Annotated in this window: 14 protein-coding genes; 6 read left to right on the top strand and 8 right to left on the bottom strand. The window is 67.4% G+C overall.

Annotated features, from left to right (window positions below; translation table 11 throughout):
* Position 1: 1 nt before the first annotated feature.
* Positions 2 to 982: a helix-turn-helix domain-containing GNAT family N-acetyltransferase gene (locus CFB47_RS36795; protein ID WP_089464186.1), complete on the bottom strand. Its 981-nt coding sequence runs from the start codon at positions 980 to 982 to the stop codon at positions 2 to 4.
* Between the two features lie 267 nt (positions 983 to 1,249).
* Between CFB47_RS36795 and CFB47_RS36790 the strand changes: the two genes are divergently transcribed.
* On the top strand, positions 1,250 to 1,624 hold the full coding sequence (locus CFB47_RS36790) for a sugar ABC transporter ATPase (RefSeq protein ID WP_089459607.1): 375 nt from the start codon (positions 1,250 to 1,252) through the stop codon (positions 1,622 to 1,624).
* Positions 1,625 to 1,668: 44 nt separating this feature from the next.
* Here the strand turns inward: CFB47_RS36790 and CFB47_RS36785 are convergent, their stop codons facing one another.
* On the bottom strand, positions 1,669 to 4,104 hold the full coding sequence (locus tag CFB47_RS36785) for a PEP-utilizing enzyme (RefSeq protein ID WP_179259044.1): 2,436 nt from the start codon (positions 4,102 to 4,104) through the stop codon (positions 1,669 to 1,671).
* Between the two features lie 359 nt (positions 4,105 to 4,463).
* On the opposite strand from CFB47_RS36785, the gene CFB47_RS36780 reads away from it, so the two are divergent.
* A complete protein-coding gene (locus CFB47_RS36780; protein ID WP_089464185.1) occupies positions 4,464 to 4,862 on the top strand; it encodes a surface-adhesin E family protein in 399 nt (132 codons plus the stop codon).
* Between the two features lie 162 nt (positions 4,863 to 5,024).
* On the opposite strand, the gene CFB47_RS36775 is transcribed toward CFB47_RS36780, so the two are convergent.
* The 5 genes from CFB47_RS36775 to CFB47_RS36745 all read right to left on the bottom strand — a co-directional run bounded on the left by CFB47_RS36775 (position 5,025) and on the right by CFB47_RS36745 (position 10,218).
* The gene (locus CFB47_RS36775; RefSeq protein ID WP_089464184.1) at positions 5,025 to 6,200 is read right to left on the bottom strand and encodes an ABC transporter ATP-binding protein; all 1,176 of its coding nucleotides are present in this window, start codon (positions 6,198 to 6,200) and stop codon (positions 5,025 to 5,027) included.
* Positions 6,197 to 6,850, bottom strand: a complete 654-nt coding sequence (locus CFB47_RS36770; RefSeq protein ID WP_089464183.1) for an ABC transporter permease — start codon at positions 6,848 to 6,850, stop codon at positions 6,197 to 6,199. Before CFB47_RS36770 ends, CFB47_RS36775 begins: the two co-directional genes overlap by 4 nt.
* A gap of 10 nt (positions 6,851 to 6,860) precedes the next feature.
* Positions 6,861 to 7,772: a glycine betaine ABC transporter substrate-binding protein gene (locus CFB47_RS36765; protein WP_089459603.1), complete on the bottom strand. Its 912-nt coding sequence runs from the start codon at positions 7,770 to 7,772 to the stop codon at positions 6,861 to 6,863.
* Complete coding sequence (locus CFB47_RS36760; RefSeq protein WP_089459602.1) at positions 7,769 to 8,485, bottom strand: ABC transporter permease; 717 nt, start codon at positions 8,483 to 8,485, stop codon at positions 7,769 to 7,771. Before CFB47_RS36760 ends, CFB47_RS36765 begins: the two co-directional genes overlap by 4 nt.
* A 638-nt stretch (positions 8,486 to 9,123) precedes the next feature.
* The gene (locus CFB47_RS36745; protein ID WP_089464182.1) at positions 9,124 to 10,218 is read right to left on the bottom strand and encodes an AraC family transcriptional regulator; all 1,095 of its coding nucleotides are present in this window, start codon (positions 10,216 to 10,218) and stop codon (positions 9,124 to 9,126) included.
* A gap of 251 nt (positions 10,219 to 10,469) precedes the next feature.
* Here CFB47_RS36745 and CFB47_RS36740 point away from each other — a divergent pair, with 251 nt between their 5' ends.
* Genes CFB47_RS36740 through CFB47_RS36730 form a run of 3 tightly spaced genes read left to right on the top strand, consistent with a single transcriptional unit; the run spans position 10,470 to position 14,771 of the window.
* Complete coding sequence (locus tag CFB47_RS36740; RefSeq protein ID WP_089464181.1) at positions 10,470 to 11,861, top strand: APC family permease; 1,392 nt, start codon at positions 10,470 to 10,472, stop codon at positions 11,859 to 11,861.
* A gap of 57 nt (positions 11,862 to 11,918) precedes the next feature.
* Positions 11,919 to 13,316 carry an aspartate aminotransferase family protein gene (locus CFB47_RS36735; RefSeq protein WP_089464331.1) on the top strand — a complete coding sequence of 466 codons (1,398 nt, stop codon included), beginning with the start codon at positions 11,919 to 11,921 and terminating at the stop codon, positions 13,314 to 13,316.
* 30 nt (positions 13,317 to 13,346) lie between these two features.
* Positions 13,347 to 14,771 carry an aldehyde dehydrogenase family protein gene (locus CFB47_RS36730; protein WP_089464180.1) on the top strand — a complete coding sequence of 475 codons (1,425 nt, stop codon included), beginning with the start codon at positions 13,347 to 13,349 and terminating at the stop codon, positions 14,769 to 14,771.
* Positions 14,772 to 14,949: 178 nt separating this feature from the next.
* Here the strand turns inward: CFB47_RS36730 and CFB47_RS36725 are convergent, their stop codons facing one another.
* Complete coding sequence (locus CFB47_RS36725) at positions 14,950 to 15,804, bottom strand: FadR/GntR family transcriptional regulator (RefSeq protein WP_089459598.1); 855 nt, start codon at positions 15,802 to 15,804, stop codon at positions 14,950 to 14,952.
* A 228-nt stretch (positions 15,805 to 16,032) separates the two neighbouring features.
* On the opposite strand from CFB47_RS36725, the gene CFB47_RS36720 reads away from it, so the two are divergent.
* Positions 16,033 to 17,241 (top strand): ABC transporter substrate-binding protein, encoded by a 1,209-nt coding sequence (locus tag CFB47_RS36720; protein ID WP_089464179.1) that lies wholly within the window; start codon positions 16,033 to 16,035, stop codon positions 17,239 to 17,241.
* The last annotated feature ends 53 nt before the right edge of the window (positions 17,242 to 17,294 follow it).

Genomic DNA, 17,294 nt, shown 5'->3' with positions numbered 1-17,294 from the left:
CTCAGCCGCTCGACGGCCCCGGCCGGCTGAAACGTTGCTCGACCACCTCGGTTCCCCAATGCGTGCCCGCGGATTCACTGGTCAACGCAAAACCGAACGACTCGTACAGATGGCGCGCCGAGTCCAGCCCCTTGAACGTCCACAGATAGGTTTCGCGAAACCGCTGCGCGTCGACGAAGCGCATGGCTTCCGTCATGAGCCGGCGGCCGATGCCCGACCCGCGCAGCGCGTCGTTCACGATGAACCAGCGCAGGTGCGCGACGCCGGTTGCCGGGTCGCCGTCGATCGCGAGCGACGCGAGTGTCCGCCCGTCTTCCTGGCATAGCCAGAGCGCCTTGCCGTCGGCCGGCAGCGCACCGGCGAACTCGGCCAGCTCGGTCGCCACGCGTTTTTCGAAAAAGGCGCCGAAGCCCCAGTGTTCCGAATAAAAGCGCGCGTGGAGGCCCGCGATATCGCCGATGCAGCCCGGTTGGTAACCTTCGCGGATCGCCGGCGCGTCGAGTGCCGCGACGGGCGCTTTCGCGGCGTTGTCTTGCGCGAGCGCATCGGCATACATCGCGAGCGAGCGCAGCAGCGCCTGCTGGTCGGCGGGCACCATGCGGCGCAGCGCATTCGACACCTGGTCCGTCGCGAACGTGTCGATTCTCTTCTGGAGCTTTTTCCCTTCGGCGGTCAGGTACAGCTCGATCGCACGCGCATCGTCGCTCGACACGCGCCGCTCGACGATACCGGCCGCCTCGAGTCGCGCGAGTTGCCGGCTCGTGTTCGATTTGTCCAGCCGCAGGATGTTGCCCAGATCGCGGGCGTTGATGCCGGGCGCCATCCCGATCTCGAGGATCGCGTGGACGGCCGACGGCGCCCAGTCGCTGTCGGCCAGCGTCGCGCGCATGAAGCCGAGCTCGCGAACCAGTTTGCGGGAGAAGTCGCGCAGCTCGAGGATCGTGGCTTCGCGAGGCTTGGCGGGAGCGTCGATGAGGTCCATGGGCGGCCTGGAAAGGTTGCGGATCGCAATCAATAATAGTTGCGGGTCGCAACTTGATCAAGGCGGATTTTCATGGGGGCAGGTTGCGCGCCAGGAGGTGTTTCCAGGGGCCGGTGTCGCCGCGAACCGGGGCGGCGACGAGTGGTACTGACGCGGATGGCGGCGTGCCGCGAAGCGGACGCATACTGGGTGCATCCGGCCTGCCCGCCATGCGATCAAGGGCGTCGGCTGGCCATCGATCCGCGGCGGCGGACAACGGAGCGCACCATGAACCCTCTGAAGCCGATGACGATTGCGTTGCTTGCCGGATGCGGCATCAGCGCGGGCGCGGCCCACGCGGCCGGCAGCATGGATGCGCCGCCGTGCAGCGCGGCGCATGCGGCGGACCCGGGCGGTGTCGCCGCGATGCCGGGCACGTCGGTACGCAGCTTTTCGAGCGCCGGCTGCTCGGGCGCCGTGCTGCAGGGCGAGCGGGCCACCGCGACGGTCAACGGCGACCGGGTCGAGCTGCGGGACGGCATCGTCTATGTGAACGGCCGTTCGTACGGCGCCGTCACGCCCGCGCAGACGGTCGAATACGAAGCCGCGCACGACCGACGCACGCTGAAGGTCGACGGAGTCGTCCGCACGCCGGTGCGCTGACTCGTACGCAGTTCAGGCTCAGGCGGACGGCCACCGCATCGCGTTCATTCGACCAGCGTCAGCTGGCCGTCGCTGAGCCGCACCTCGCGCCCGACCCACGCCGCATCGACGCGCGGCAGCACGGCCGACGGCTTGCGCAGCTCGCGCAGCAGTGTCGCGCCGTGCGACAGCCGGCCGCCCATGCGCGCGATCACGGCGCGCGCGGCCTGGTACTGCGCGTGCCGGCCCGGATCGAGCGTGTCTTCCAGCAGGATGTCGTGGCCGAGCACGCCTTGCGTGTGGCCCGGATAGATCATGAAGCCGGCCGCCTCGTCGGTGCCTTCGCTGCCGTCCTGCCAGAAACTGCCGTTGCGTTCGCGGCGATCGGGATGCGGCGCGAACCACGTGTCGCGATCGGCGGCCGGCATCGCATGATGCAGGCGGAAGAACACGCGCATCAGGTTGTCGCGATACCACTCGCGCACCTGCAGATACCAGCCGCGCATGCCGGGCGCGCCGAGCGTGTGGAGCACGCGAACCGGCAGCGGCCAGTCGGGAAACGCCTGCAGCGGGAGGTCGGTAGGCATGGGCCGCGTGGTGCCCGGATCGGTTTCCCACGGCAGGCGATGCGGGCTGTCGTCGAGCTGGCCGTATGCAGTCGGCGGACGGCCCCACAGTGCGCCGCCGCTGCTGGCCAGCGACGACGCGATGCACAGGTTGCCCTGCACGACGAACACGTAGAAGCGCGTGAACCAGTCGGCCAGTTGCTGGCCGTCGGCATGTTGCTCGACGAGCGTCGCGAGTTCCTGGTCGAAGCGCTGCAAGCCGCGCTCGAGCGTCGGCAGGTGCCCGCGCGCGACACGCAGCATGCGCCAGAACACCGGCAGCGAACGCAGCAGCCGCAGCGGCCGCCAGCGCAGCGGCGGTGTCGCGCCGCCGATCTCGCCGCTGTAGTTGCCGGCCGACACGCCCCAGTCGGCGAGGCGGGCGAGGAACAGGTCGTTGTTGATGTACGACGCGCCGCCATAGAGCGCGGTAAATGGTTCGTTGTCCTGCAGTACGCGTGCATCCCAGCGCGCCATGATCGCCGGGATGCTGCCGGCCGCGCGTCGTTGCGCGTACTCGACCAGCCGGCTCGGCTGCGGCGGCAGGATCTCGGCGATGTTCGCGGCGGTCAGGTGGCGATGCCAGCCGTAGCTGCTGATCGGACGGTACTGCAGCAGCCACAGCTGCCGGCCGTCCCACGCCCATTCGACGTCGCCCGGCACGTAGTGGAACGCGCGCAGCACACGCTGCAGGAAGGCCCACAGCTGCGTCGCGCTCAAGCCGTGCGCGGTCGGGAACGTACCGCGCTGCCACGGCTCGCCAAGCCGCGACAGGATCGCGCGTTGCGGGCTGGCCTGCCCGTCGGCGAGTGTCTCGAGGTGGCCCTCCACCCATTCGACTTCGACTGCCAGATGCCGCACGAACGCGATGCCCGACAGCACGGGCGTGATGAAGCGCTGCACGACCGCTTCCTCGAGGCCGCCGTCGAGCAGCTCGGCCACGCGCGCGGCCGCTTGCGCGGCCGGTACGCGCAGGAACGTCGTATGCAGGCCGGCGTTCGCCGCATCGGCCTGGTCCTCACCGTGGCTCGACGAGCGGACCGCCCACTCGGCGTCGGGCTGGCTCGCGAGAAAGCCGGGCAGGCGCGGATCGTCGGCACGGGTCAGCGACAACGCGGGCGGCACGGGCAGGCCGGCCATCGTCGCCAGCGCCAGGCGCCCGCCCTTGGTATGCGCGACGAAACCGGCATCGCCCGCTTCGAGCCAGTGCACGAATGCCGCCGGCGCGTCGATCCACGGATAGTGTCCCCAGCCGGCCTGCAGCGTGACGGTGAGGTTGGCGCGCGCGAGGATCGCCGACCACGCGGCGGCCTGGCGCACGCCGAGCACGGTGTCCTGGTCGCCCCACACGAGTTCGATGCGATCGGCGACCCACTCGAGCAGCGGCAGCGCGGTATCGGCACGCACGAGATCCCAGTGCGGCAGGAACGCACGGCAGCGCGCATAGCCGGCGCCCATGCGGCGGTACTGTGCGCGTGTCCAGGTCAGGTTCGAGAACTTGCGGGCGAACAGCGTCGGGTAGTGCGCGAGCAGCCAGTGGATGGTCTTGCGCAGCGGCTTCGGCGCCATCAGTTTCGGCAGGCGGCGTTCCCACAGGAACGCGCCGACGGGTGCGAGCAGCACGCTGCGGCTGAAGTGGCCGGGGCGTCGCTGCAACGCGTGCAGCACCAGCAGCGCATTCACGCCGACCGCCATGATCGCGTGGCCCGCCTCGGTCATGTCGAGCAGCGCTTGTGCATAGGCGGCGAGATCCTCGCAGGGCGGCGCGGGGTTGTCGCCGAAGCCCGGCAGTTCCAGCGGCACTGGCTGGTAATGCCGGAAGTGGGGCAGCGCATCGTCCCACCAGTCGGCCGCGCTGCCGTTGCCGGCGAGGAGGTACAGGATCGGTTTGCTCATGGAGGCGTGGTCGGCGGGCGATCGTCGCAAGAGCGCGCGCGGTCGGGGCGGCGCCGTTTGCGGATGCCACGGGTCGTGTCCGTGTTGTCTTGTTCGCGTTGTGCCGGTGCGAGTGGAATGGAAGGGCGGCCCGCTCGGCTTGATGTTCGATTATTGCGGGCATTCTACGCGAGTCGAATTCATGCAATTCGCGATGCATTCGGCACGCTGATTTTTTATACGCGCTCGACAGGCATGACCGGATGTCGATTGGAAGAAATGAGCCGAAGCCGGTGCATGTTCCGGTTTGAAGCACGCACGTCACGCAACCGGGGAAAGTAGAATCAGGCCGCCGGATTTCACCGAGCCGGATTCGAGGAATGAAAATGAAAAGACGCTGGATTGCGGGAGCATTCGTTGCGCTCGCCGCAAGCGGGGCATGGGCCGAGACCTGGATCACGCTTGGCCCCGGCCCGGCCATCGCGCTCCATGTGGATCCCGCTTCCGTGGAGCGTCATACGCGCAATTCGTGGGTGACGGTCAAGATCGTATACGCCGAGCCGCGCCGTTACTCGGCGCCGTTTCCGGTGAAGCGCGTCGTATCCGATTGGTCGTTCGACTGCGAGAACAAGACCTGGGCGATGGGCAAGACCAGCATGGCCGGCGCGCAGCCGGGCGAGGTCTACATATCTCGCGAAAATTCGGATGATTACCGGTATGTCGAGCGCGACTCCATTCAGACGCTGGTCATGGATTACGTCTGCGGGAAACACGGATGATGGAAACGGCGTCCGCTCGCCGGTTCGGGTTTGACGGTTTTCAGTTGAAGTCGGGTCAAGCGGCGTTTGATCGCCGGGCCTGGCCGAGCGTTGTTTTCCCTCGCGCCCGGTATCGATTCGCTTGCCCGTGCCGGTGCGACGCCGCACCGGCACGGAGACGAATCAGTGCGTGGCGCTTGCCGCGACCGCATCGGCCGGGCTGCCCGGCGGCTGGCCCGTCTGCCGGCGCGAGCGGCCCGAGCTGAGGTACGCGGCGATCGAGTCCTGCGTGATCTCGCCGAGCCATGTGCCGTCGGGGTCGAGCACCGGCATCCACGACGCGCTGTACTGGTACATCTTCGACAGCACGATGCGCAGGTTGTCGTCCGCCGCGACGCCGGCCGGGAAGGGCGTCACGCGCTCACCGCACACGCCGCCATCGGTGCGCGCCGCGCGGCGCGTCACGTAGCCGAGCGCGCGGCTCGCGTCGTCGAGCACGGTCAGGTAGCGGGAGTCGGTTTCGTCCATCACGGCGAGCGCGTGCGCGAGCGGCGTATCGACCCGTGCCGTTTCGGGCTGCGTGGCGGCGTCGCCGGCCTTCACGAGCAGCAGGCGCTTGAGCGTGCTGTCCTGGCCCACGAACTGCGCGACGAATTCGTCGCGCGGGCGGGCGAGCAGTGTGTCGGGATGATCGTATTGCACGAGCTGGCCGCGCCGGAACACGGCGATGCGATCGCCCAGCTTGATCGCTTCGTCGATATCGTGGCTCACCATGATCACGGTCTTGTTCAGTTGCCGCTGCATCTGGAAAAACTCGTTCTGGATCGATTCGCGATTGATCGGATCGACCGCGCCGAACGGTTCGTCCATCAGCAGCACGGGCGGATCGGCGGCCAGCGCGCGAATCACGCCGATACGCTGCTGCTGCCCGCCCGACAGCTCGCGCGGATAGCGTTTCAGGTACAGCTTCGGATCGAGCGCGACCATCGCCATCAGGTCGCGCGCGCGTTCGGCGCAGCGCTTCTTGTCCCAGCCCAGCAGGCGCGGCACGACGGTGATGTTTTCCTCGATCGTCATGTTCGGGAACAACCCGATCTGCTGGATCACGTAGCCGATGTGGCGCCGCAGGTCGACCTCGTTCAGTTGCGCCGTATCCTCGCCGTTGATCAGGACGCGGCCGGACGTGGGGGCGATCAGCCGGTTGATCATCTTCAGCGTGGTGGTCTTGCCGCAGCCCGACGGGCCGAGGAACACGCAGATTTCCCCCTCGGCCACCGAGAGGCTCACGGCGTCGACGGCGCGCACGGCCTGGCCGTCCTTGCGCGTGAAGGTCTTGGTCAGTTTGTCGAGTTCGATCATGTCTTCTGCACTCCCTTCGGTGTCAATGCTCGCTGCAGCCTCTGCAGGAGCCGGTCGGCGACGATCGCGAGCAGGCTCACGAGCACCGCGCCCACCAGCAGTTTCATCATGCTGCTCTGGCCGATGGCGCGCAGGATCAGCGTGCCGAGCCCGCCCGCGCCGACCACGGCGGCGATCGTCATCACGCCGATGTTCATCACGACCGCGGTGCGCACGCCCGCGAGAATCACGGGCACCGCGAGCGGCAGGTCGACGAGCCGCAGGCGCTGCCACGACGTCATGCCGATGCCGGTGCCGGCTTCCTTGATGCCCGCATCCACGTTGTGCAGCGCGAGGTACGTGTTGCGCATGATCGGCAGCAGCGAGTACAGGAACACGGCGGTGATCGCGGGGGCGGCGCCGATCCCCTGGCCGAAGCGCGAGAAGAGCGGGATCATCAGGCCGAACAGCGCGATGGACGGCAGCGTGAGCACGATGGTCGCGACGCCGAGCAGCGGCCCGGCAAGCCAGTCATGGCGATTGATCAGGATGCCGAGCGGTACGCCGGCCACGATCGCGCAGCCTACGGCGATACCGACCAGCCAGATGTGCTGCAACGTGAGTTGCAGCAGTTCGGGCCAGCTCGACGCGAGATAGTCGAATACGTTCATCGGTTCTCCTTCATGGCAGCTTGTGCGTGCGCAGGAATGCGTCGGCGACGTCGCGCGGCGACTTGCCGTCGAGGTCGACTTCCTTGGCCATCGCCTGCATCACGTCGTTGTCGAGCGCGGCCGACAGCGCGTTGAGCTGCGTCGCAAGTTTCGGATTGCGATCGAGCGTGTCCTTGCGCACCACGGGCGTCGCGTTGTACGGCGGGAAGAAGTGCTTGTCGTCCTCGAGCGGCACGATGCCGAAGCCCTTCACGCGCCCGTCGGTCGTGTAGACGAGGCCGATCTTCAGCTGGTTGTTGTGCAGCGCCGTGTAGACGAGCCCCGGGTCCATCTGCTTGAGCTGCGCGCGGCTGAACTGCATGCCGTAGGCGGCGAGCAGCGGCTTCAGCCCGTCGGGGCGATTCGCGAATTCCGCGTCCATCCCGAACACGTAGTGCTTCGCGGCCGGGTCGGTCTTCAGGTGTTCGGCGAGCTGCGAGACGGTCCGGATGCCGGTGGCTTGCGCGAGCGGGCTGGGCAGGCCAATGGCGTAGGTGTCGTTGAGCGGCGACGCGTCGAGCCAGACGAGGCCGCGCGGCACGTCGAGCGCCTTGACGCGCCGGTACATTTCGTCGGGCGACAGCTTGTCGTTGATCTTGTTGTAGACGAGCGCGGCGGTGCCCGTGTAATCCCACATGAGATCGAACTGGCCGTTCTCCAGCGCGCTGCGCACGAGCGTGCTGCCGAGGCCCGAACGGACTTCCACGTCGTAGCCGCGCGCGCGCAGGTATTGCGCGGTGAGTTCCGCCAGCACGTATTGCTCGGTGAAGTTCTTCGCGCCCAGCACGAGCTTCGCCGCGCAGGCCGGTGCGCTCGCCGCGATGCACAACGCTGCCACGGTGCACAGGCGCGCGAGCGATCGAATGGTGCGATGGAGCGTCATGCGGCACCTCCGTGGCGGGCGAGCCAATGGCGGCTGCCGGCCGCGACGAGGCCGTCCAGCACGAGCGCGAGGATCGCGGTGAGCGACGCGCCGAGCAGCAGCAGCGGCTGGTTGTCGAGGTAGATGCCGGGGAAAATCAGCGAGCCGAGACTGTCCGCGCCGATCAGGTACGCGAGCGGGGCCGTGCCGACGTTGATCGCGAGCGCGGTGCGCACGCCGCCGACGATGATCGGCAGCGCATTGGGCAACTCCACGCGCACGAGCGATTGCCAGCCCGTCATGCCGATGCCCTTCGCGGCTTCGCGCAGCGCGGCCGGCACGTTCTTCATGCCTTCGTAGGCATTGCGCGTGATGGGCAGCAGCGATGCGAGGAACAGCGCGACGATCGCGGGCACGTTGCCGATGCCGAAGATGCCGAGCGCGATGGCGAGCACGGCGAGCGACGGGATCGTGTTGCCGATGTTGAAGACCTGCATGAAGCGCTCGGCCTGATGCTGGAAGCGCGGCCGGCTCAGCAGCACGCCGGCCGGCACGCCCACGGCAATCGCGAGCGACATCGAATAGACGACCAGCAGCATGTGCTGGCCCGCGTAGTACGCGAGATCGTCCGCGCGCTGGCGGAACGTGTCGGCACCGATGCCGCGCGCGAGCGCCCAGGCGATGGCGACGATGGCGATCAGGCTGCCCACCAGCTGGACAGTGCGTCGAGTCATGAAGATACACCCCCTCAATCTCGGTGCGGCACACGCACGGGCGCATGCCGCGTAGACGCCGGATGGCGCCGCGATGGAAGTTCGTGATCCCGGCATGGCCGCGATTTGAACTGACGGAAACAGTCATGCCGGCCGCAACGCGGTGCGACTGGCGGTCGAATGAACGCGATGCTGCGTTCGTCTGATTGTCATGTTCAGCCCGGCGGCGCCGTCATGGCGAGGCGCGTTCGAGCAGGGCACCGCCCCGTGAGGACGGCATGGATGCGGCGGGCGTGACACCTGCCGCTGGAGCCGGAGGCTCCCTTGACGTGGCGAAACGGATGCACGCGCAACGAATTGCGAAATGACATCACGTTGCACACGAGATCATGCATGTTGTGATGAAGTTGGGCTGAGTATAGAGTAATCGAATGATCGCGTCTACCTTGCGGGGCGATCGAGATTGCGTGCCGACGATCATGCGGTGGCGATGAAGCGGGGAAGGATCATGCGTACGGAAAATGATTCGAATTCCGAATCGATTGGCGGGGCGGTCAACTTGAAGCGGGTTTCGTGAACGCCCCAGCGTCGTGCTCGACCGTCACGCACCGCCGCGTATCCGCACGCAGTCATCCGCATGCAGTCCTGGCGGGTCCGGCCTATTCGCTGCCGTCCTGATCGGCGCGCGGCGCCCTGCCGGTCCAGCGTCGATACGCATGACGGAAACTGCGCGGTTCGCTGTAGCCGAGACGCTCCGCGATGGCCGCGACCGTCAGCTCGGGATCGTCGAGCATCCGCACTGCTTCATCGCGGCGCACGTCGTCGAGCAGCGACTGGAACGTGAGGCCATCCTTGTCGAGCCGCCGGCGCAGCGTGCGCTCCGTCAGGTGCAGGGCATCCGCGAGCGACGTCATCGACTTGAAGCGCGCGAGGTCGCGCGCCATCAGCTCCCTCGCGCGATCGGCGAAGCGCGTGCCGACCGACGCGGCCCACTGCCGTTCGAGCGCCTCGCACTGGCCATGCAGCGCATTGAAGCTGACTTCGTTCGCGAGCAGCGGCATCTCGGTGCCGTTCACCGACGTGAATACGAGCCGGTTGTCGCCCGCATTGAACACGACCTTGCAGCCGAAGTGGCGCGTGTAGTCGGCCGCATTGCGCGGCGTGCGGCGCGCGAGCTGCACCTGTTCGGGCCAGACCGGCTTGCCGACGAGATCGGACACGATCAGCCGCAGGCTCGACAGGCACATGTCGACCTGGAATACCTCGAGATCGGGTTCGCCGTTGTAGCGGCTGATCGTCACGCTCATGCCGTCCGCGTGCGTATCGATACGCACATCGAAATACAGCCCCATGAACAGCGGAAACTGGCCCATGCACCGGAATGCCTGCATCACCGAGCCGCTGATCAGCATCGCGTAGCCGGCGAGGCCGAGCGTCGACACGTGCAGCCGCGCGCCGATCGACAGCCCGATCGACGGCACGCCGCTGCACTGCAGCAGGTTGTGGAAGCAGCGTTGCTCCTGGCCGCGATTCACGTGCAGGGTCGGCGACGCGACTTCGTCCGCGCCGAGCCCCGTGCCTTCGAGCAGCGCGGCGCCGTCGATATGCCGCACGCGGCATTCGTCCAGTGCGACCGCGATCGCGTGGACGGTGGCGGGAATGTCCTCCTGACGCCCGGCCGGGCGCGCGAGGCCGAGCGACGAGCGCAGGCTGCGCTCGGCCCGGCTCTGGTGTGGATGGGGGCGGCTGTTCATGGTGCTGAAGGGGCGACGGGGTCGCGTAGAACATAGCGGGAATGTCCGCAAAACGCCAGTGCCGCACGGCAGCATGCATGGCTCGCCGGCGCGATACGCGGCGACGTGTCCGAAAATATCCCCTGATTACGTCCGCTTTTCTCATTCGTGGCCGATTTTTTGGCGCACCACACTTTCTCCCAGTCGTACGCCGCCGGCCGTGCCGGGCGAACGAGAGTTGAAGCCGTGAACGCCACCCACGTGAGGACAGCATGGACAACGACAGCCCAGGTCGATACGCATCAGCCGCCGCGACGCATGACTTCGGCGCGCACGCGATGCGAGGCGACGCGGACGAGCGCCGCAAGCCGCACCTGCTCGGGCTCGCGACGCTGGTGATCTTCGGCCTCGCGTACATGCTGCCGATGACGGTGTTCACGACCTACGGGATCGTTACGAGCGAGACCAACGGGCATCTCACGGCCGCGTACGCGGTCACGCTGGTCGCGATGCTGTTCACCGCGCGCAGCTACGGCCACATGGCGCGGCTGATGCCGAGCGCCGGGTCGGCCTATACGTTCGCGAGCCGCAACTTCGGCACGTCGGCCGGTTTCATGGTCGGCTGGGCGTTGCTGATGGACTACCTGTTCATCCCGATGATCAGCTACCTCGCGATCGGCATCTACATGAAGCAGATTTTCCCGGGTGTGCCGGCGAGCGTGTGGATCGTCGGGAGCATCGTGCTGATCACCGGGCTGAACATCGTCGGTATCCGGCTCGTCAATCGCGTGAACCTGATCCTGATCGCGAGCCAGCTCGTGTTCATCGCGATCTTCTTCATCGCTTCCGCGCGGGTCGCGTCGGGCGAAGGGCTGTCGATGGCCGTCGCGCTGCCGTCGTCGGGCGATGCGCGGGCCATCTTCGCCGGCTCCGCGATCCTGTGCCTGTCGTTCCTCGGTTTCGATGCGGTCACCACGCTGTCGGAGGAAACACGCGAGCCGAAGCGCACGGTGCCGCGCGCGATCCTGCTCTGCACGCTGGCGAGCGGCGTGCTGTTCATGCTGGTCGCGTACGTCGGGCAGGTGGTGGTTCCCGACTGGCACGCCTTCAAGGATCTCGATTCGGCCAGCCTCGAACTGATGCGACGCATCGGCGGCGGCACGCTGTCGGCGTTCTTCGTCGCGGTGTACGTGGCCGGCTGCTTCGCGAGCGCGATGGCGGGCCAGGCGAGCGTGACGCGCGTGCTGTTCGCGATGGGCCGCGACCGCGTGCTGCCGGAACGCGTCTTCGGTCACCTGCATGCACGGTTGCGCACGCCGGTGCGCGCGACGCTCGCGGTCGGCATCGTGTCGCTGTCCGCGCTGTTCATCACGCTCGATCTCGCGTCGACGATGATCAGCTTCGGTGCGCTCGTCGCGTTCGCGGTGGTGAACCTGTGCGTGATGCGCAGCTATCTGTGCCGGCCCGAGCATCGCCGCTTCGCGGGCTGGATCACGTTCGGCGTGATGCCGGCGATCGGCTTCGCGATGAACGTGTGGCTCTGGTCGGGCCTGTCGCGCCAGACGTTCTACGTCGGCACCGGCTGGCTCGTGCTCGGACTCTGCCAGCTCGTGTGGCTCACGCGCGGCTTCACGCGCCCGGCGCCGACGCTGTCGATGAATTGAATGACCGGTGGCCGTCCGGCCGCCGCCGGCTCTGAAACCCTGAAGGAGGAATCTTCCATGAACGTTGTTGACGTCAATCTCGATGCGGACCTGCAGGCCATCGGCAAACGCCACCTGTTGATGCATTTCACGCACGCCGATGCGTATCGCGACCACGCGCTCACCGTGTTCGACCGCGGCGAAGGCTGCTGGCTCGTCGACCGCAACGGCAAGCGTTACTTCGACGGGTTGGCCGGGCTGTACTGCGTGCAGGTCGGCTACAGCCACGGCGCGGAAATCGGCGACGCGATCCGCGAGCAGATGGTGCGGTTGCCGTTCGCGAGCAACTGGGGTGTGGGCCACGAGCCTGCGATCAAGCTTGCGCACAAGCTCGCGGCGCTCGCGCCGGACGGGCTGAACCGCGTGTTCTTTACGTCGAGCGGCTCGGAGTCGAACGAATCGGCGATCAAGCTGGTGCGCCAGTATCACCAGTCGCGCGGCGAGCCGCAGCGGCGCAAGTTCATCGCGCGGCGCGTCGCGTATCACGGCACGTCGTTCGGCGCGCTCGCGCTGAACGGGATGACGAACTTCCGCAAGCATTTCGAGCCGCTGATGTCGGGCGTGCGGCACGTGGGCAACACGAAGCGCTACGGCCGCCCCGCAGGCGAGACGGAAGCGCAGTTCACGCGCCACCTGCTCGACGAGGTCGAATCGCTGATCGTGCAGGAAGGGCCGGATACCGTCGCCGCGATCGTCGTCGAGCCGCTGCAGAACGCGGGCGGCAGCCTGACGCCGCCGGCCGGCTATGCGGCCGGGCTGCGCGACATCTGCGACCGGCACGGCGTGCTGCTCGTCGCCGACGAAGTGATCTGCGGGTTCGGCCGGCTCGGCGAATATTTCGGCTCCGCGCGCTACGGGCTGAAGCCGGACATCATCACGTTCGCGAAAGGCATCGCGTCGGGCTACGTGCCGCTCGGCGGCGTGATCGCGAGCGACGCGGTGGTCGATACGGTGCTCGACGGCCCGCAGCAGATGTTCCTGCATGGCGCGACCTATGGCGGCCACCCGGTCGCGTGCACGGCCGCGCTCGCGAACCTCGCGATCATGGAGCGCGAAGGCGTGCTCGAGAACGTCCGCAGCAACGAAGCGGTGTTCCGCCAGACGCTCGACGGCCTGCTCGAACTGCCGTGCGTCGGCGACGTGCGCGGCGACGGCTACCACTATTCGCTCGAACTCGTGACCGACAAGGCCGCGCGCCGCTGGGCGGCCGGCATCAGCGCGCAGGCGTTCGTGTCGACGCTGCTCGCCCCCGCGATCTTCGATGCTGGGCTGCTGTGCCGCGCGGGCGTCGATCACGAAGGCACGCCGATCGTGCAGTTCTCGCCGCCGCTCGTGATGTCGCGCGACGAGATCGTGTGGTTCGTCGCGAAGATCCGCGACATCCTCGTCGACACCTATGCGCGGGCGACGCGCTGAGCGCGGCGTCCTTCATTTCAGGAGTATTCGATGAGAACGTCACAACAGTCCTATATCGGCGGCCAGTGGCTCGATCCGGCCGATGCACGATCGATCGACGTGATCGATCCGAGCACGGCGCGGCCGTATGCGCAGCTCAGGATCGGCGATGCGGCCGACGTCGACCGCGCGGTCGGCGCGGCGAAGCAGGCCTTCGACCCGTATTCGCGCTGGCCGGTGGACGAGCGCGTCGCGCTGCTGCGGCGCGTGTTCGACATTTACCAGCGCCGCTACGAGGAGGTCGCGCAGACGATCAGCCAGGAGATGGGCGCACCGATCGCATTTGCGCGCGCAGCGCAGGCCGCGGTCGGCACCGCGCACCTCGAACAGACGATCCGCGCGTTGCAGTCGTTCCGCTTCAGCACGCAGACCGATTCGCTGCTGGTGTCGCACGAGCCGATCGGCGTATGTGTGCTGATCACGCCGTGGAACTGGCCGATCAACCAGATCGTGTGCAAGGTTGCGCCGGCGCTCGCGGCCGGCTGCACGATGGTGCTCAAGCCGAGCGAGATCGCGCCGTTCAGCGCGATCCTGTTCGCGGAGATCCTGCACGAAGCCGGCGTGCCGCCCGGCGTGTTCAACCTCGTGCACGGCTATGGGCATGACGTGGGCGACGCGCTGTCGCGGCACCCGGATGTCGACATGGTGTCGTTCACCGGTTCGACGCGCGCGGGCGTCGAGGTCGCGAAGGCGGCGGCCGATACCGTGAAGCGCGTGCATCAGGAGCTCGGCAGCAAGAGCCCGAACCTGATCCTCCCCGATGCAGATATCGAGGATGCGGTCACGCGCGGCGCGCGCAGCTGCTTCAGCAACAGCGGCCAGTCGTGCAATGCGCCGACGCGCATGCTCGTGCATGCCGATCATCTGGCGCTGGCCGAGCAGGCCGCGCGGCGGGAGGCGGAGCGCACGGTCGTCGGCGATCCGCGTTCGACGGAGACCGGTATCGGGCCGGTGGTCAGCCGCACTCAGTTCGACCGCATCCAGCACTTCATCCGGCTCGGGATCGAAGAAGGCGCGACGCTCGTCGCCGGCGGGCCGGGGCGTCCGGACGGGCTCGGTGACGGGTTCTACGTCCGGCCGACGGTATTCTCGAACGTCACGCCCGACATGATGATCGCGCGTGAGGAAATCTTCGGGCCGGTGCTGGCGATCATGACCTACCGGACCGAAGAAGAAGCCATCGCGCTCGCGAACGACTCGGTCTACGGGCTCGCGGCCTACGTGCAGTCGAAGGATATCGAGCGTGCGCGCAGGGTGGCGGCGCGGTTGCGGGTCGGCAACGTCCACATCAACTACCCGGCATGGAATCCGGCCGCGCCGTTCGGCGGCTACAAGCGTTCGGGCAACGGCCGCGAATATGCGGAGTTCGGCCTCGTCGAGTATCTGGAGACGAAGGGCACGACGGGGTACGCGTGAGCAACCGTACGATGCGGCGCCCGCCCGGGTGAATCGCGGCGCGCATGCGCGATTGCCTGCGCCGCTCGCGGCGGCCGGCCGCCACGGCCACGCATGGCGTCGGCAGTTACCGCGTGGCTGATACTTCCCGTGCGCTGCGAAGCACGCGGCGTCGCGCCGACGCCGCGCTCGCCGGCAATCAGTCCTCGTCGGGATCCGCTGCGCCCGCATCGGATCCCGCAACGGGCGCAGCGGCCCGCCGGCGGATCTCGGAATCGAGGATCAACCGCCCGCGCAGCTTGCCCTTCATCCGCTTCACATGCTTGGGCGCCTCGGTCATGTGCTCGACCATCAGCGCCCGGACGCGCTCGGCGTCGCGCTCGCGCGCGGCCTGCAGGATCGCCTTGTGGATCGACACGTTCGCTTCGCCGAAGCGCTTGTGCTCCACGAGCGGCGTATCGTTCCGGAACTCGATCAGCTGCCGGATCATCTCGTTGATCAGCTCGCAGCTGAAGCGCAGGAACGGGTTCGGGTTCGCGGCCGCGAGGATGTCGTGGAACGTCGTGTCCTCCTGGCGCTGGCGCAGCATGTGCCCGCGGTCGTGCACACCTGACGCGCCGTCGCAGCACGCGATGTTCGCCTCCAGCGCCGCGAAGTCGCGCTCGCCCAGATGCGGCACGGCACCGGCCGCCAGCTCGGGTTCGAGCAGCTTGCGCACGGTGTAGATGTCGTCGATCGTCACGTCCTTGAAGAACAGGTAGTTCTGCAGCAGCTGCAACGTGCGGTCGAGCGGCACCTCGACGACCATCCCGCCGCCGGACGGCCCCGTGGTGACCTTGATCAGCCCTTGCACCTCGAGCGACTTCAGCGCCTCGCGGATCGTGCTCTTGCTCACCGCATAGAGCTGCTGCAGCTCGGCTTCGCGCGGCAGGCGATCGCCCGGCTTCAGGTCCTTCTCGGTGATCAGCCGCTTGATCTCCTCGGCGACGAGGTCGGCCCGCTTCGGCTGCTTGATTTCGACCGCGAGGCCCGCCCTGGCTCGGTCCATGACCATCTTTACCACTCCTTTGTCTGACTGCGCGCCGCGTCATCGGCGACGATCCGTGCCGGCGCGGGTACGGAATTTTGCCTGATTGACACCAATTTTGATCAACTCTAGCATCAGGTTCATTCTATTTATCATGATAAATAGGATCAACCGGCGGCGCGCATCCTGCAGGGCGTGGGCACGGTTTGGCAGTCGGTCGCATCGCGTGTGTCCCCCTTTATCAGGAGCGTCAACTTGAATCGCCGAGAACTGTTGAAACTGGCCGCGCTGTCGGCCGTGCCGGGTGCGCTCGGCAGCATGTCGTCCCGCGCCGCGTTCGCGCAGGGTTCGTCCATCCAGCTCGCATGCCCGGTGCCGATGTCGGGGCCGTTCGCGGCCAACGGCAAGTACGCCGATCTCGGCATGCAGCTCATCGTTCAGCAGTACGGCAAGGTGCTTGGCGCGCCGCTCGCCTACACGGCGCTCGACACCGAGGGCAAGCCCGCGACCGCCGTGCGGCGCGTGCAGGAGATCGCGCAGCAGAAGGGCGTGCGTTTCTTCGCGGGCGGCATCCTGTCGTCCGAGTCGCTGGCGATGGGCAAGGAAGTCCAGAAGGCGGGCGGCGTGTTCATCACGACGGCCGGCGCGGACGAGATCACCGGCAAGGATTGCAATGCCGCGACGTTCCGCTGGTCGGTGCCGACCTTCGGCGCGATCGAGCAGACGGTGCGCCCGTTGACCCAGATGCTGCCGAAGGCGAAGCGCTGGTACACGATCACGCCGCAATACGTGTTCGGCGAGGGCCTGCTGTCGGCCGCGAAGGCGATCTTCAAGGAAAAGGGCATCGAGCATGTCGGCAACAGCTACCACTCGCTCGCCGAGAAGGAGTTCAGCGGCTACCTGACGAACGCGGCGGCCGCGCAGCCGGACGTGCTGCTGATCCTGAACTTCGGCTCGCAGTCGTCGGACACGCTGCGCCAGGCCGTCAGCTTCGGGATGAAGCGCAACTGCACGATCCTGCTCGCGTGGGCGTCGGGCCTCGAGCAGTTCGAGGCGCTCGGGCCCGACATCTGCGACGGCGTGTATTTCGGCGCGCAGTACTGGCACGGCATCGATTCGCCGCTGAACCGCGACCTCGTGAAGCGCGCGAACGCCACGTTCAAGGCGAACCCGAACTACAGCCTCGCGGGTTCCTATATCTGCTCGAAGATCCTGGTCGACGCGATGGTGAAGGCCGGCAGCGCCGATCCGAAGAAGGTGGTCGCGGCGATGGAGGGCATGAAGTACGACGGCCTCACCGGCCCGGAGGAAATCCGCAAGGGCGACCACCAGGTGCTGAAGAACTACTACCTGCTGAAGGGCAAGCCGAAGAGCCGGATGAAGAACGCGGACGACTACGCCGACATCGTCAGCTCAGGCCAGTCGTTCCTGCCGGTCGACAAGACGGGCTGCAAGCTCGTGTGACGCAGTGCATGCGTCCGCGGCCGTCGCGCGCCGCGGACGTCCGTTACCTTCCT

Source organism: Burkholderia sp. AU27893, from assembly GCF_002223205.1.
In the GTDB taxonomy this organism is placed as follows: Bacteria; Pseudomonadota; Gammaproteobacteria; order Burkholderiales; family Burkholderiaceae; genus Burkholderia.
The sequence above is the reverse complement of the archived record's forward strand: the minus strand, read 5'-3'. Positions and strand labels throughout refer to the sequence as shown.

Coding starts and splice junctions, on each gene's coding strand:
- CFB47_RS36795 (WP_089464186.1), bottom strand. CDS start 982: ATGGACCTCATCGACGCTCCCGCCAAGCCTCGCGAAGCCACGATCCTC.
- CFB47_RS36790 (WP_089459607.1), top strand. CDS start 1,250: ATGAACCCTCTGAAGCCGATGACGATTGCGTTGCTTGCCGGATGCGGC.
- CFB47_RS36785 (WP_179259044.1), bottom strand. CDS start 4,104: ATGAGCAAACCGATCCTGTACCTCCTCGCCGGCAACGGCAGCGCGGCC.
- CFB47_RS36780 (WP_089464185.1), top strand. CDS start 4,464: ATGAAAATGAAAAGACGCTGGATTGCGGGAGCATTCGTTGCGCTCGCC.
- CFB47_RS36775 (WP_089464184.1), bottom strand. CDS start 6,200: ATGATCGAACTCGACAAACTGACCAAGACCTTCACGCGCAAGGACGGC.
- CFB47_RS36770 (WP_089464183.1), bottom strand. CDS start 6,850: ATGAACGTATTCGACTATCTCGCGTCGAGCTGGCCCGAACTGCTGCAA.
- CFB47_RS36765 (WP_089459603.1), bottom strand. CDS start 7,772: ATGACGCTCCATCGCACCATTCGATCGCTCGCGCGCCTGTGCACCGTG.
- CFB47_RS36760 (WP_089459602.1), bottom strand. CDS start 8,485: ATGACTCGACGCACTGTCCAGCTGGTGGGCAGCCTGATCGCCATCGTC.
- CFB47_RS36745 (WP_089464182.1), bottom strand. CDS start 10,218: ATGAACAGCCGCCCCCATCCACACCAGAGCCGGGCCGAGCGCAGCCTG.
- CFB47_RS36740 (WP_089464181.1), top strand. CDS start 10,470: ATGGACAACGACAGCCCAGGTCGATACGCATCAGCCGCCGCGACGCAT.
- CFB47_RS36735 (WP_089464331.1), top strand. CDS start 11,919: ATGAACGTTGTTGACGTCAATCTCGATGCGGACCTGCAGGCCATCGGC.
- CFB47_RS36730 (WP_089464180.1), top strand. CDS start 13,347: ATGAGAACGTCACAACAGTCCTATATCGGCGGCCAGTGGCTCGATCCG.
- CFB47_RS36725 (WP_089459598.1), bottom strand. CDS start 15,804: ATGGTCATGGACCGAGCCAGGGCGGGCCTCGCGGTCGAAATCAAGCAG.